The sequence below is a fragment of the Streptomyces sp. NPDC030995 genome, assembly GCF_055571215.1.
In genome coordinates this window covers 69,543-83,983 of the sequence record NZ_JBVIFS010000009.1, presented here as the reverse complement: position 1 = coordinate 83,983, position 14,441 = coordinate 69,543, and the positions used below count along the sequence as shown (strand labels likewise).

The window sequence follows — 14,441 nt, the reverse complement described above, 5'->3', positions numbered from 1 at the left end:
TCTTCCCCGGCTTCCGGTACGCAGGCCCGTACGGGTGACGCGCACTGCCGGGCGGTGCGTCAGCCGCGGGCGCCGCGCCGCAGGCCGTGCCGGACCGCGCGCCGGCTCAGCGGCCCCAGCCCCTCCAGCACGGTGGCGAGCCCCGCGATCTGCTCCAGGGCGTCGAGCGCGCTGTCGGCGCCCTGCGGGTCCACCCCCTCGTACAGCTCGATGCCGACGAAGGAGGCGGCGGTGGCCCGGGCCAGCCCCGCCGCACCACACCAGCCCCGCCGGCGTTTGAGGCGCGGGGTCTGGGGCGGAGCCCCAGGAAGCCCGGGCGCAGCCCAGCCCCACCCCCACGGCCCGCGCACGCGAAAGCGCCCCCGGCCACAAGGCCAGGGGCGCTTCGAAAACACGGCGGCGGGGCGCTCTAGCCCCCCGCGAGGTGCCGCTCCACCGTCTCCACCTTCGAGGTGATCCCGTCGACGACCCCGGGACGGATGTCGGCCTTGAGGATGAAGGACACCCGCGGCGCCCGCTCCTCCACCGCGGCCACCGCACGCCGAACCACGTCCATGACCTCGTCCCACTCACCCTCGACGGTGGTGAACATGGCGTCGGTCCGGTTCGGCAGCCCGGACTCCCGGACGACCCGCACCGCGTCGGCGACGTACTCGCCGACCTCGTCACCGACCCCCAGCGGGGTCACCGAGAACGCGACGATCACGCCTCGGCCGCCTCACGCGCGCGGGCCGCTATCACGCTGTCGGCCTCTTCCCGCTTGAGCAGCTTGTCGCCGTACAGCCCGCCGAAGGGCACCAGCGCGAGCCCGAAGAACACCAGGACCTTCTTGAACGGCCACTTCGCCTTGTTCCAGACGTCCAGCAGGAGGATCGCGTAGATGACGAAGAGGATTCCGTGGACGATGCCGAGCGGCATCATCAGGTAGTCGATGTCCGAGACCCGGCTCAGCAGCGAGCCGAAGATCAGCAGGGCCGGGAAGGACAACGCCTCCGGGACGGAGATGAGGCGCAGCCGGTGCAGGGCGGAGGCGGTCTTGATGTCCACGTGGAACCTTCGGGTGTCTGGCGGCCTGGGTCCGTCCCAGTGTCTCAGCCGCTTTGCGGGATCTTGACCGGCCCCCTCTCCCGTCCCCTCTCCCGTCCCCTCTCCCGTCCGCCCACCCCGGTCACCCCGTCCGCCGCGGGCCCGGATCACGCCGGCCCGGCGTCCCCATATCGACCGCGTGTGGCATATATCGGCCACCGGGCCCTGTTCGGGCTCGCCCGCTGCCGATAACGTCATCCCGTGGCTCAGTTCCGACTCCAAGGCAGCAAGGTGCTGGCCGTCGACCTGACCGGGGACGCCGTGAAAGCGAAGAACGGCTCCATGGTCGCGTACGACGGGCAGATGGCCTTCAAGAAGATGACCGGCGGCGGCGAAGGCCTCCGCGGCATGGTGACCCGCCGGTTGACCGGCGAACAGATGACGGTGATGGAAGTGCAGGGGCACGGCACCTGCTTCTTCGCCGACCGCGCAAGTGAGATCAATCTGGTCGATCTGCGCGGCGAGAAGCTCTACGTCGAGTCCAGCAACCTGCTGTGCACCGACGCCGGTCTGCGGACCGGCACCACCTTCACCGGTCTGCGTGGTGCGACGACGGGCAACGGCCTGTTCACCACGACCGTCGAGGGCTCGGGGCAGGCGGCGATCATGTCCGACGGCCCGGCGGTGGTGCTGCGCGTGAGCGCCCAGTACCCGCTCTCCGTCGACCCGGGGGCGTACATCGCGCACACGGGCAACCTCCAGCAGTCCTTCCAGTCGGGCGTGAACTTCCGCACGCTGATCGGCGAGGGCTCGGGCGAGTCGTTCCAGATCCGCTTCGAGGGCGAGGGCCTGGTGTACGTGCAGCCCAGCGAGCGCAACACCATCGGGGGCGACATCTGATGCCGTTCCGCGAGATCAACTCGAAGATGGTCGAGGCCCAGGTGATCCCGGGTCAGAAGATGTACAGCCAGCGCGGCGCGATGCTCGCGTACCGCGGCGAGGTCTCCTTCACCCCGAGCCTGACCGGCGGTCAGGGCGGGGTGATGGGCATGATCGGCCGCCGCGTGGCGAACGAGCAGACCCCGCTGATGACGGTCGAGGGCAGCGGCACGGTGATGTTCGGCCACGGCGGCCACCACATCCAGGTGATCAACCTGACCGGCGAGACCCTCTACGTCGAGGCCGACCGACTGCTCGCCTTCGACGGCACCCTCCAGCAGGGCACGATGTTCATGGGCTCCCAGGGCGGGGTCATGGGCATGGTCCGCGGCCAGGTGACGGGCCAGGGCCTGTTCACCACCACGCTCAAGGGTCACGGCTCGGTCGCCGTGATGGCCCACGGCGGAGTCATCGAGCTCCCCATCACCCCCCAGCGGCCGGTCCACGTGGACCCGCAGGCGTACGTGGCCCACCACGGCGACGTCCGCAACAAGCTCTCGACCGCGCTCGGCTGGCGGGACATGGTGGGGCGCGGCTCCGGCGAGGCGTTCCAGCTGGAGCTGTCCGGCCAGGGCGCGGTGTACGTACAGGCCTCGGAGGAGAAGCTGTGAACTTTGGCCCTGTGACCGGCGGACCCGGCGGCCCGACGGTCTTCGACCCGTACACGCTGCCCTCCGACGACAACGTGAACGCCTACACCTTCTGCGTGGAGCTCAAGGGGAGCCAGTGGTTCCTGCAGAAGGGCAAGATGATCTCGTACTACGGGCACATCGAGTTCAACGGCATCGGCAACGGGCGCTTCGACCGCCTGCTGCGCACCAGCTTCCACTCGCCGCTGCACGCCAGCGACTGGGTGGTGGCCGAGGGCCAGGGCAAGATGCTGCTGGCCGACCGGGCCTTCGACGTGAACTCGTACGACCTGGACAACGGGAACCTGACGATCCGGTCAGGCAACCTACTCGCGTACCAGCCCTCCCTGGCCCTGAAGCAGTCGATCGTCCCGGGGTTCCTGACGCTGATCGGAACCGGGAAGTTCGTGGCGGCGTCCAACGGTCCGGTGGTGTTCATGGAGCCGCCGCTGCGCGTGGACCCCCAGGCGCTGGTGGGCTGGGCGGACTGCCCTTCGCCGTGCCACCACTACGACCACGGCTACATGTCGGGCGTGATGGGCGGACTGCGCTCGCTGACGGGCATCGGCGGCGCCTCGGGCGAGGAGCACCAGTTCGAGTTCGTCGGCGCGGGCACGGTGCTGCTGCAGTCCTCGGAGATGCTGATGGCGGAGCAGAACGTCGGAGCCGTCGGAGCCGGCGCGGCCACGGGGAACGCCCAGGGCGTTCCGGGGGCCGGCCAGGGTCCCCTGGGGCAGCTGGGCGTACCGCGGATGCCGGGGCAGCTGGGTGATCTCCAGCGACGCTTCGGACTGTAATCCTCAGACCATCCGATTTTTGTACGTAATTCAACTTCTTAGGTAGAGTTCATTCATGGAGACCATGGAGACCGAGACGGCCACGCGCTGGCTGACCGACGCCGAGCAGTGCGCCTGGCGCACCCACCTGGACGTCAGCAGACTGCTGATGCACCAGCTGGAAAAGGATCTCCAGCCCTTCGGACTCACCAACAACGACTACGAGATCCTCGTGAACCTCTCGGAGTCGCCGGACCACCGGATGCGGATGAGCGATCTCGCGACCGCCACCCTGCAGTCCAAGAGCCGGCTGTCGCACCAGATCACGCGCATGGAGACGGCGGGCCTGGTCCGCCGGGTGAACTGCGAGTCCGACCGCCGCGGCCTGTACGCGGTGCTCACGGACGAAGGCATGGAGACGATGCGCAAGGTCGCCCCGCACCACGTGGCGTCCGTGCGTCAGCACTTCATCGACCTGCTGCCGCCGGAGGCCCTGGCGGCGCTGCGCTCCTCCCTGACCCCGGTGGCCGAGCACCTGCGCGGCAACCGCGGCAAGGGCTGAGCTCCGGGCGCTCGACGCGCCCCGCACGGCGGTCGGCCGGACAATGGGCAGTATCCGCCCGCTGCCGGCCGCCGCCGCGCAACCGTAAGCGCCATGGCCGGCCTGAGGAGGTCCAAGCCATGAAGCGCAACGTGTACATCTCCGCGGCCGCGGCCGTCGTCCTGATGGCGGGAGGCCCGGTGGCAGCCGCCTCGGCGGCAACCGCCGACACGGCCAGAACCGTCTCCGCGGCCACCGCCGTCCCCGCCGGCGTGACGGCCGAAGCCGCCGCCGAGGCCGCCCTGAAGCAGTACCCGGGTGTGGTCGAGGGACTCGACAAGGACGGCGACATCTGGCACGTGGACGTGATCAGCAAGGACGGCAAGGGGCACGCCGAGCTGGAGGTCGCCGCGAGCGGCGCGGTCACCGAGCGGAACCGGGAGAGCGAGGACAGCACCGAGTACGAGGAGCTGCTCGAAGCCAAGGTCACCGCCCAACAGGCGATCAAGGCGGCCGTGGTCACCCACCCCGGTGAGGTCCAGTCGGTCAGCTGGGACGACGACGGCGGCGCCAAGTACTGGAACGTCGAGGTCAAGGCAGCCGACGGAAAGACCTGGAACGGCCACGTGGACCCCGCCACGGCCAAGGTCACCGCGCCGACCGACTCGGACGAGAACTACTGATTCCCCGCCCCACAACCAGCCTCGCCGGCGTTTGAGGCGCTCTTTCAGCCTCGCCGGCGTTTGAGGCGCGGGGGTCCGGGGGCAGCGCCCCCGGCAACGGCGCCGCACCCGCCCCCGCGCCCCCCGCCTCAGCCCTCCGTCAGCGTCAAGAGCAACGCGTCGGCCGCCGCGTACGGATCCAGCTCGCCCACGGCAACCCTGGCGGCCAGCGCATCAAGATGCGCGTCCCCGTGCAGATCGGCCATCCGCGCCCGCAGCGCCGTCACGGCGATGGTCTCCACTTCCCGCGCCGCCCGCGCCGCCCGCCGCTCGGCCCGCACGCCCCGCTCGTCCATCCAGGCCCGGTGCTTCTCCAGCGCCTCGACCAGCTCGTCGATGCCCTGGCCCCGCGCCGCGACCGTCTTCACGATCGGCGGCCGCCAGTCCTCCCGGCCCCGCGCCTCCCCCAGCCCGAGCATGTGGTTCAGCTCCCGGGCGGTCGCGTCCGCGCCGTCCCGGTCCGCCTTGTTGACCACGTACACGTCGCCGATCTCCAGGATCCCCGCCTTCGCGGCCTGGATCCCGTCGCCCATCCCGGGGGCCAGCAGCACCACGGAGGTGTCGGCCTGCGAGGCGATCTCCACCTCGGACTGCCCGACCCCGACCGTCTCGACCAGGATCACGTCGCAGCCGGCCGCGTCCAGCACGCGGATCGCCTGCGGGGCGGCCCACGCCAGCCCGCCCAGGTGCCCCCGGGTGGCCATGGACCGGATGTAGACGCCCGGGTCCGAGGCGTGGTCCGACATCCGCACCCGGTCGCCGAGCAGCGCCCCGCCCGAGAAGGGCGAGGACGGGTCGACGGCGAGGACGCCGACCCGCTTCCCGGCCTTGCGGTAGGCGGACACGAGCGCCGAGGTCGACGTCGACTTGCCGACGCCCGGCGACCCCGTCAGCCCCACCACGTACGCGTTGCCCGTGAGCGGGGCCAGCGCCGCCATCACCTCGCGCAACTGCGGGGACGCCCCCTCCACCAGCGAGATCAGCCGGGCCACCGCTCTCGGCCGGCCCTCACGTGCCTGCTCCACCAGCTGGGGGACGTCCACCGCCGTCATACGTGCTGCGCTCCTCGGGTTCTCGTACGGTACGGAGGTGCTGTCAGGCCTTGGCGCCGGGCACGCGCACGATCAGCGCGTCGCCCTGGCCACCGCCGCCGCACAGCGCGGCCGCGCCGACCCCGCCGCCGCGGCGCGCCAGCTCCAGCGCCAGGTGCAGCACCACGCGGGCGCCGGACATGCCGATCGGGTGCCCCAGGGCAATGGCGCCGCCGTTGACGTTCACCTTTTCCGGGGTCACGCCGAGGTCCTTCATTGACTGCACGGCGACCGCCGCGAAGGCCTCGTTGATCTCGATGAGGTCCAGGTCGGAGACCTCCAGGCCCTCCTTCTTCAGGGCGTGCAGGATCGCGTTGGACGGCTGCGACTGGAGGGAGTTGTCGGGGCCGGCCACGTTGCCGTGGGCGCCGATCTCGGCGATCCACTCCAGGCCGAGCTCCTCGGCCTTCGCCTTGCTCATCACGACCACGGCGGCCGCGCCGTCGCTGATCTGGGAGGAGGTGCCGGCGGTGATCGTGCCGTCCTTGGCGAAGGCGGGGCGCAGCTTGCCCAGGGACTCCGCCGTGGTCTCCGGGCGGATGCCCTCGTCCTGCGAGAAGACGACCGGCTCGCCCTTGCGCTGCGGGATCTCGACCGGGGTGATCTCGGCCTCGAAGACGCCGTTCTTCTGGGCGGCCGCGGCCCGCTGGTGCGAGGTGGCGGCGAACTCGTCCTGCGGGGCGCGCTCGATGCCGAGGCGGGTGTTGTGCTTCTCGGTGGACTCGCCCATCGCGATGTTCTCGAAGGCGTCCGTGAGGCCGTCGTAGGCCATCGCGTCGAGCATCTCGATGGCGCCGTACTTGAAGCCCTCACGGGACTTCGGCAGCAGGTGCGGGGCGTTGGTCATGGACTCCTGACCGCCCGCGACCACGATGTCGAACTCACCGGCGCGGATCAGCTGGTCGGCCAGCGCGATGGCGTCCAAGCCCGAGAGGCACACCTTGTTGATGGTGAGGGCGGGGACGTTCATCGGGATGCCGCCCTTGACCGCCGCCTGGCGGGCGGGGATCTGACCCGCGCCGGCCTGGAGCACCTGGCCCATGATCACGTACTGCACCTGGTCGCCGGAGATCCCGGCCCGGTCCAGCGCGGACTTGATGGCGAAGCCGCCGAGGTCGGCACCCGAGAAGGACTTGAGCGAGCCGAGCAGCCGCCCCATGGGCGTGCGGGCCCCGGCGACGATCACGGAAGTGGTGTTGTTCGATCCGGACATGAGGCACAGCCCCTTGGATGAGGAGTGAACGAGGGTTTACATGAATGTACTGAGCGGTACCCGCGCCGTCACCGGGCTGCCGGTGTGATCGCTGGCACGTTGCGTAACCACCCTCTTCGGCAGTGCACTGGTCCCATGCTGACAAGGATCGACCACATCGGGATCGCCTGCTTCGACCTGGACAAGACCGTCGAGTTCTACCGTGCCACGTACGGGTTCGAGGTCTTCCACACCGAGGTCAACGAGGAGCAGGGCGTCCGCGAGGCCATGTTGAAGATCAACGAGACGTCCGACGGCGGCGCCTCCTACCTCCAGCTCCTGGAGCCCACCCGGGAGGACTCCGCGGTGGGCAAGTGGCTGGCCAAGAACGGCGAGGGAGTCCACCACATCGCCTTCGGCACCGAGGACGTCCAGGGAGACTCGGAGGCCATCCGCGGCAAGGGCGTCCGCGTCCTCTACGACCAGCCCCGCACCGGCTCGATGGGCTCCTCGATCACCTTCCTGCACCCCAAGGACTGCCACGGAGTCCTCACCGAGCTCGTCACCTCCAACCCCGACCACTGATGTCGCCATTCCCCGGCCGGTAGAGTGGCCATGGCTCGGCCGGGGTTCGGTGCGGAGACGGGGTCGGGGCCTGTGACCCCTGCCCCGGTATCTGACACCATTCCCCCGGGGGCGTCGTTCAGCGGGCGAGCGATGCTCATTTGGGAATGAGCTTGCGACCAGGGGACGGATGGGACCGCGCTGTGCGGGGCTACGAAAGCCAGGAGAGCCATCAGGCCGAGGCCGACCATCTCTCGCGCTTCGAGGCCGAGATGGAGCGGCTGAAGAAGGAGCGCGGGAAGGCCGTCCAGCACGCTGAAGACCTGGGGTACCAGGTCGAGGTGCTGCGCGCCAAGCTCCACGAGGTACGCCGCAGTCTGGCGTCCCGGCCCGCCTACGACGGCGCGGACATGGGGTACCAGGCGGAGCAGCTGCTTCGCAATGCCCAGATCCAGGCCGACCAGATGCGCTCCGACGCCGAGCGCGAGCTGCGCGACGCCCGGGCGCAGACCCAGCGCATCCTCCAGGAGCACGCCGAGCACCAGTCGCGCCTCCAGGCCGAGCTGCACGCCGAGGCCGTCAACCGCCGCCAGCGCCTGGACCAGGAGCTCAACGAGCGCCGCCAGACCGTCGAGGCGCACGTCAACGAGAACGTGGCCTGGGCCGAGCAGTTGCGCGCCCGTACGGAGTCCCAGGCGCGCCGGCTCATGGAGGAGTCCCGCGCCGAGGCCGAGCAGTCCCTGAACGCCGCCCGCGCCGAGGCCGCCCGGGTCGCCGAGGAGACCCGGCGCCGGATGGCCGCCGACGCCGAGGCCGCCCGCGCGGAGACCGAGGCCACCCTGCTGCGCGCCCGCAAGGAGGCCGAGCGGCTGCTGACCGCCGCCTCCGCGCAGGCCCAGGAGGCCAGCGAGCACGCGGCGCGGCTGCGCTCCACCACCTCCGCCGAGGCCGAGCAGACCCGCCAGCAGACCATGGATCTCGGCCGGGTGGCCGAGTCCCGCGTGCAGGAGGCCGAGTCCGCGCTGCGCGAGGCCCGGGCCGAGGCCGAGAAGGTGCTCGCCGAGGCCAAGGAGAGCGCGGCCCGCCAGCTCGCGTCGGCGGAGTCCGTCAACGAGCAGCGCACCCGTACCGCCAAGGAGCAGGTCGCCCGCCTGGTCGGCGAGGCCACCAAGGAGGTCGACGCCCTCAAGGCCGAGGCCGAGCAGGCCCTGGCCGACGCCCGGGCGGAGGCCGAGCGGCTGCGCACCGAGGCCGGCGAGCACGCCCGTACGGCCGCGGCCGAGGACATGGCGGCCCAGCTGGCGAAGGCGGCCCGCACCGCCGAGGACGTGCTGAACAAGGCCTCGGAGGACGCCCGGGCCACCACCCGGGCCGCGTCCGAGGAGGCCGAGCGGATCCGCCGCGAGGCCGAGACCGAGGCCGACCGGCTGCGCCTCCAGGCGGCGGCCACGGCGGACGAGCTCAAGGGCGCCGCGAAGGACGACACCGAGGAGTACCGGGCCCGCACGGTCGAGCTCCAGGAGGAGGCCCGGCGGCTGCGCGGCGAGGCCGAGCAGCTGCGCGCGGAGGCCGTCGCCGAGGGCGAGCGGATCCGCGGCGAGGCCCGCCGCGAGGCGGTCCAGCAGATCGAGGAGGCGGCCCGGACCGCCGAGGAACTGCTCGGCAAGGCCAAGGCGGACGCGGACGAGCTGCGCGGCGGGGCGACCGCCGAGAGCGAGCGGGTCCGCGCCGAGGCCGTCGAGCGGGCCGGCACGCTGCGCAAGCAGGCCGAGGAGACCCTGGAGCGCACCCGCGCCGAGGCCGAGCGGCTGCGCGCCGAGGCCGAGGAGCAGGCCGAGGCCGTACGGGCCGAGGCGGACGCGGCGGCCCTCGCGCGGCGCGCGGAGACCGAGCAGGCCCTGGCCGCCAAGCGCGCCGAGGCCGACGAGGAGCTCGTACGACTCCACACGGACGCCGAGAGCCGGCTGACCACGGCCGAGCAGACCCTGCGCGACGCCCGCGCGGCGTCGGAGAACATCCGCCGGGAGACCACGGAGGAGACCGACCGGCTGCGCGCCGAGTCGGCGGAGCGGATCCGCACCCTGCAGTCGCAGTCGGAGGCGGAGGCCGACCAGCTGCGCACCGAAGCGGCTCAGGACGCCGGCCGGGTGCGCGCGGAGGCCGAGCAGGTCTCCGTACGGCTGCGCGGCGAGGCCGAGGCCGAGGCGGAGCGGGTGCGCTCCGAGGCGCAGGAGACCGCGGACCGGTTGCGCGCCGAGGCGAAGGCCGCGGCCGAGCGGGTCGCCGAGGAAGCCGCGGAGGCGCTGGCCGCCGCCCAGGAGGAGGCGGCCCGGCGTCGCCGGGAGTCCGAGGAGACCCTGGCGTCGGCCCGTACGGACGCCGAGCAGGAGCGGGCGCAGGCCCGCGAGCAGAGCGAGGAGCTGCTGGCCGCGGCCCGCCGCCGCTCGGAGGAGGCGCAGGCCGAGGCGGCCCGCCTGACCGAGGAGGCCGAACGGCGCGCGTCGGAGCTGGTGTCGGCGGCGGAGACCACCGCCCAGCAGGTACGGGACTCCGTGGCCGGGCTGCACGAGCAGGCCGAGGAGGAGATCGCCGGACTGCGCAGCGCCGCCGAGCACGCGGCGGAGCGTACGAAGACGGAGGCCGAGGAAGAGGCCGGACGGGTCCGCTCCGACGCCTACGCGGAGCGGGAGCGGGCCACCGAGGACGCCAACCGGATCCGCAGCGAGGCGCGCGCGGAGACGGACGCGGCGAAGGCACTGGCGGAGCGGACGGTCGGCGACGCGATCGCCGAGGCGGAGCAGCTGCGCAGCGACACCGCCGAGTACGCGCAGCGGGTGCGTACGGAGGCCACGGACGCGCTGGCTTCGGCCGAGCGGGACGCGGCCCGTACCCGGGCCGATGCCCGTGACGACGCGAACCGCATCCGCGGCGAGGCGGCGGAGTCCCTGGAGGCGTCCCGCGCCGAGGGCGCCCGGATCGCCGCCGAGGCGACGGCGGAGGCCGAACGGCTGGCCGCCGAGGCGGAGGAGGCCGCGGAGGCCACCCGCGCCGAGGCCGCCGGCACGCTGGACGAGGCGCGCGCCGAGGGCAACCGGCTGCGCACCGAGGCCGCCGAGCAGGCCGACCGGCTCGTCAGCGAGGCCGCGGCGGAGGCCGAGCGCCTCACCGAGGAGACCCTGGCCGCGAACGCCGCCACGGTCGGCGAGGCCGAGGCGGCCGCGGAGGCGCTGCGCGCGAAGGCGGAGCGGCTCACGGCGCAGGCGGCCGAGACGCTGGTCGCGGCCGAGCGGGACGCGGCGCGCGTCCTGGTCGACGCCCGCACCGAGGGCGACCGGCTGGTCGACGAGACCCGCGCGGCCAACGAGGCCACGGTCGGCGAGGCCGCGGCGGAGGCCGAGCGGCTGCGTACGGAGGCCGCGCAGGTACTGGAGGACGCCCGGGCGGAGGGCGGCCGGATCATCGGCGAGGCCACCGCGGAGGCGGAGCGTGTCACGGCCGCGGCGAACGAGACCCTGGCGAGCGCCGAGCAGGAGTCCGCGAGGACGCTGGACGAGGCCCGCGAGGAGGCCAACAAGCGCCGCAGCGAGGCCGCGGAGCAGGTCGACCGGCTCATCACCGAGGCCTCGGCAGAGGCCGAGAAGCTCACCGCCGAGGCCGCCGCGGAAGCGGACCGGCTCACGATCGAGACCCGCAAGGCGAACGAGCGCACGGTCGGCGAGGCCGCGGGCGAGGCCGAGCGGCTGCGCGCGGAGGCGTCGGAGGCGCTGTCCTCGGCGCAGGAGCACGCCACCCGCACCCGGTCGGAGGCCGAGCGGGTCAAGGCGGAGGCGGCGACCGCGGCGGAGCGCATCCGCGGCGAGGCCCGCACGGAGTCCGAGCGGCTGCTGGACGAGGCCCGCGAGGAGGCCAACAAGCGCCGCAGCGAGGCCGCGGAGCAGGTCGACCGGCTCATCACCGAGGCCTCGGCGGAAGCCGAGAAGCTCACCGCCGATGCGCAGAAGCAGGCCCTGGCCTCCACCACGGCGGCCGAGGAGCAGGCCGACGCGATGGTCGACGCGGCCCGCAAGGAGGCGGCGCGGATCACCTCGGAGGCGACCATCGAGGGCAACTCCCTGGTGGAGAAGGCCCGTACGGACGCGGACGAGCTGCTGGTCGGCGCGCGCTCGGACGCGGCGGCCATAAGGGAGCGGGCGGAGGAGCTGCGCGGCCGCGTCGAGGGCGAGGTCGAGGAGCTGCACGAGCGGGCCCGCCGGGAGTCGGCCGAGCAGATGAAGTCGGCCGGCGAACGCGTGGACAAGCTGGTGCGGGCGGCGACCGAGCAGAGCGTCGAGGCCGAGGCGAAGGCCAAGGAGCTGGTGTCGGACGCGAGCAGCGAGGCGAGCAAGGTCCGCATCGCCGCGGTGCGCAAGGCGGAGGCGCTCCTGAAGGAGGCCGAGCAGAAGAAGGCGGAGCTGGCCCGGGAGGCCGAGAAGGCCCTCGCGGAGGCCAAGGCGGAGGCGGAACGCCTCGTCGAGGAGGGCCGCCGCGAGCTGGAGGTCCTGGTCCGCAGGCGGCAGGACATTCAGGGGGAGATCTCCCGTGTCCAGGACGTTCTTGAGGCGTTGGAATCATTCGAGGCACCTTCGGGCGGCGGAAAGCCCACGGTCGGCGGCCAGGGCGCGGGGGGTGCAAAGGCGGGCGCGGCAGCGGGTTCCACTCGTTCGGGTGGCAAGGCGTCGGAGGGCTAGTCGGCGCACCGGGATGTGTGCTCCTGATGGAGGTTCAGGCGAACGAGTGACAAGCATTCTGTCGCCTTGCCACTCAAAAGGGGTGTCATTGTCCAGATCAATCGCGGATTGACTCGAAGACACGCCGCCCGGGCGCCTAGGATTCCCCTAACACCTCACGCAGTACCTCATCGGTCTCATTCGACAGGAACCCCATGAGCGACCCTTCCTCCCCCTTCGGCTTCGAGCTCGTGCGGCGCGGTTACGACCGCGGTCAGGTGGACGACCGCATTACCAAGCTGGTCTCCGACCGCGACAGCGCCCTTGGACGTATCAACTCTCTGGAAAAGCGGATCGAGGAGCTGCACCTCGAAACGCAGAACGCCCAGGCCCAGGTGAACGACGCCGAGCCGTCGTACGCCGGCCTCGGCGCCCGGGTCGAGAAGATCCTGCGGCTGGCCGAGGAGGAGGCGAAGGACCTGCGCGAGGAGGCCCGTCGCGCGGCCGAGCAGCACCGTGAGCTCGCCGAGTCGGCCGCCCAGCAGGTGCGCAACGACGCCGAGTCGTTCGCCGCCGACCGCAAGTCGAAGGCCGAGGACGAGGGCGTCCGCATCGTCGAGAAGGCCAAGGGCGACGCCTCCACCCTGCGCGCCGAGGCCCAGAAGGACGCGGCCTCCAAGCGCGAGGAGGCCGACGCGCTGTTCGAGGAGACCCGCGCCAAGGCCGCCCAGGCCGCCGCGGACTTCGAGACCAACCTGGCCAAGCGCCGCGAGCAGTCGGAGCGCGACCTGGCCTCGCGTCAGGCCAAGGCCGAGAAGCGCCTCGCGGAGATCGAGCACCGCGCCGAGCAGCTGCGCCTGGAGGCCGAGAAGCTGCGTACGGACGCGGAGCGCCGGGCCCGCCAGACGGTGGAGACCGCGCAGCGCCAGGCCGAGGACATCGTGGCCGACGCCAACGCCAAGGCGGACCGTATCCGCAGCGAGTCCGAGCGCGAGCTGGCGGCGCTCACCAACCGCCGCGACTCGATCAACGCGCAGCTGACCAACGTCCGCGAGATGCTGGCCACGCTCACCGGCGCGGCCGTCGCGGCGGCCAACCCGATCGTCGACGACGAGCCGGTCACCCGCGGCGTACCGGCGCAGCAGAGCCGCTAGTACGAGCCGCTTGCCCGCTTGGCGCGCAAGCTCCCGCTTTGCCTGATCGAGGGCCCTATGTCACTTTTTGAGGTGGCGTAGGGCCCTCGGGCGTTCTAGCGTTGCCGCATGATCGAGCTTGAGGCCCTCACCAAGCGATTCGGCGCCACGACCGCCGTGGACCACCTCAGCTTCCAGGTCAGGCCGGGGGTGGTGACCGGGTTCCTCGGCCCCAACGGGGCGGGGAAGTCCACGACCATGCGGATGATGCTCGATCTCGACAACCCGACCAGCGGTACGGTCCGGATCGACGGGAAGCACTACCGGGACCTGCCGGAGCCGCTGAAGTACATCGGGGCGCTGCTGGACGCGAAGGCCATGCACGGTGGCCGAAGTGCATACAACAACCTTCTCTGCCTGGCCCGGTCGAACCGGATCCCGGAGCGCCGCGTCTCCGAGGTGTTGGACCTGGTCGGACTGACCGCGGTGGCGAAGAAGAAGTCCAAAGGATTTTCGCTGGGCATGGGACAACGGCTGGGAATCGCCTCCGCACTGCTGGGCGATCCGGAAATCCTGATGTTCGACGAACCCGTCAATGGTCTGGATCCGGAGGGAATTCTCTGGATCCGCAATCTCATGAAGAGGTTGGCCGTGGAGGGAAGGACGATCTTCGTCTCCTCCCACCTGATGAGCGAAATGGCGCTGACCGCAGACCATTTGGTGGTCATCGGACAGGGCAGGCTGCTGGCGGACCTGTCGATGGCCGATTTCATCCACCAGAACTCCCGCAGTTACGTCCGGATGCGCTCGCCGCAGCAGGAACGGCTCAAGGACGTCCTGCACGATGCCGGGATCGACGCCGTCAGCGTCCCCGCCACCGGAACGCTGGAGATCGACGGCGTGAGCGCGCAGCAGCTCGGCGAGCTGGCCGCCCGGTACCGGATCGTGCTGCACGAACTCAGTCCGCAGCGGGCCTCGCTGGAGGAGGCGTTCATGCGCATGACGGCGGACTCCGTCGAGTACCACGCCCACGCGCCGGGCGAGTCCGTGCCCGCGGGCAAGGCCGCGGAGGTCCCGGTCTGGGGCGCCGGCTACGAGGCGACGCGCAAGGGCGGTGCGTGA

The 14,441-nt window shown here is 71.9% G+C and carries 13 protein-coding genes and 1 pseudogene; 9 read left to right on the top strand and 5 right to left on the bottom strand.

Annotation, left to right across the window (positions count from 1 at the left end; genetic code table 11):
- Positions 1-59: 59 nt before the first annotated feature.
- The 3 genes and pseudogenes from ACZ45T_RS16455 to ACZ45T_RS16445 form a co-directional block, all read right to left on the bottom strand.
- Positions 60-251 (bottom strand): annotated as a pseudogene (locus ACZ45T_RS16455) (TetR/AcrR family transcriptional regulator); the annotation flags it as partial.
- A 158-nt stretch (positions 252-409) separates the two neighbouring features.
- Complete coding sequence (locus ACZ45T_RS16450) at positions 410-706, bottom strand: MTH1187 family thiamine-binding protein (RefSeq protein WP_468441706.1); 297 nt, start codon at positions 704-706, stop codon at positions 410-412.
- Positions 703-1,047, bottom strand: a complete 345-nt coding sequence (locus ACZ45T_RS16445) for a DUF3817 domain-containing protein (protein WP_468441704.1) — start codon at positions 1,045-1,047, stop codon at positions 703-705. Before ACZ45T_RS16445 ends, ACZ45T_RS16450 begins: the two co-directional genes overlap by 4 nt.
- 240 nt (positions 1,048-1,287) lie before the next feature.
- Here ACZ45T_RS16445 and ACZ45T_RS16440 point away from each other — a divergent pair, with 240 nt between their 5' ends.
- The 5 genes from ACZ45T_RS16440 (at position 1,288) to ACZ45T_RS16420 (ending at position 4,594) form a co-directional block, all read left to right on the top strand.
- Positions 1,288-1,926: an AIM24 family protein gene (locus ACZ45T_RS16440; protein ID WP_328927704.1), complete on the top strand. Its 639-nt coding sequence runs from the start codon at positions 1,288-1,290 to the stop codon at positions 1,924-1,926.
- Positions 1,926-2,576 (top strand): AIM24 family protein, encoded by a 651-nt coding sequence (locus tag ACZ45T_RS16435; protein ID WP_360888546.1) that lies wholly within the window; start codon positions 1,926-1,928, stop codon positions 2,574-2,576. Before ACZ45T_RS16440 ends, ACZ45T_RS16435 begins: the two co-directional genes overlap by 1 nt.
- Positions 2,577-2,587: 11 nt before the next feature.
- Positions 2,588-3,391: an AIM24 family protein gene (locus ACZ45T_RS16430; protein ID WP_468441983.1), complete on the top strand. Its 804-nt coding sequence runs from the start codon at positions 2,588-2,590 to the stop codon at positions 3,389-3,391.
- Between the two features lie 64 nt (positions 3,392-3,455).
- Positions 3,456-3,932: a MarR family winged helix-turn-helix transcriptional regulator gene (locus tag ACZ45T_RS16425; protein WP_468441981.1), complete on the top strand. Its 477-nt coding sequence runs from the start codon at positions 3,456-3,458 to the stop codon at positions 3,930-3,932.
- Between the two features lie 119 nt (positions 3,933-4,051).
- Complete coding sequence (locus ACZ45T_RS16420) at positions 4,052-4,594, top strand: PepSY domain-containing protein (protein WP_468441701.1); 543 nt, start codon at positions 4,052-4,054, stop codon at positions 4,592-4,594.
- Positions 4,595-4,722: 128 nt separating this feature from the next.
- Here the strand turns inward: ACZ45T_RS16420 and meaB are convergent, their stop codons facing one another.
- Both meaB and ACZ45T_RS16410 read right to left on the bottom strand, forming a co-directional pair.
- A complete protein-coding gene (meaB, locus tag ACZ45T_RS16415; protein WP_468441699.1) occupies positions 4,723-5,685 on the bottom strand; it encodes a methylmalonyl Co-A mutase-associated GTPase MeaB in 963 nt (320 codons plus the stop codon).
- 43 nt (positions 5,686-5,728) lie between these two features.
- The gene (locus ACZ45T_RS16410; RefSeq protein ID WP_468441697.1) at positions 5,729-6,937 is read right to left on the bottom strand and encodes an acetyl-CoA C-acetyltransferase; all 1,209 of its coding nucleotides are present in this window, start codon (positions 6,935-6,937) and stop codon (positions 5,729-5,731) included.
- A 135-nt stretch (positions 6,938-7,072) separates the two neighbouring features.
- Between ACZ45T_RS16410 and mce the strand changes: the two genes are divergently transcribed.
- The 4 genes from mce (at position 7,073) to ACZ45T_RS16390 (ending at position 14,441) form a co-directional block, all read left to right on the top strand.
- Positions 7,073-7,501, top strand: coding sequence for a methylmalonyl-CoA epimerase (mce, locus tag ACZ45T_RS16405; protein ID WP_229336428.1), 429 nt, complete (start codon positions 7,073-7,075; stop codon positions 7,499-7,501).
- Positions 7,502-7,683: 182 nt separating this feature from the next.
- A complete protein-coding gene (gene scy / locus ACZ45T_RS16400; protein WP_468441695.1) occupies positions 7,684-12,207 on the top strand; it encodes a polarized growth protein Scy in 4,524 nt (1,507 codons plus the stop codon).
- Positions 12,208-12,401: 194 nt separating this feature from the next.
- Complete coding sequence (locus ACZ45T_RS16395) at positions 12,402-13,340, top strand: coiled-coil domain-containing protein (protein WP_360888535.1); 939 nt, start codon at positions 12,402-12,404, stop codon at positions 13,338-13,340.
- A gap of 108 nt (positions 13,341-13,448) precedes the next feature.
- Positions 13,449-14,441: an ABC transporter ATP-binding protein gene (locus tag ACZ45T_RS16390; protein WP_468441693.1), complete on the top strand. Its 993-nt coding sequence runs from the start codon at positions 13,449-13,451 to the stop codon at positions 14,439-14,441.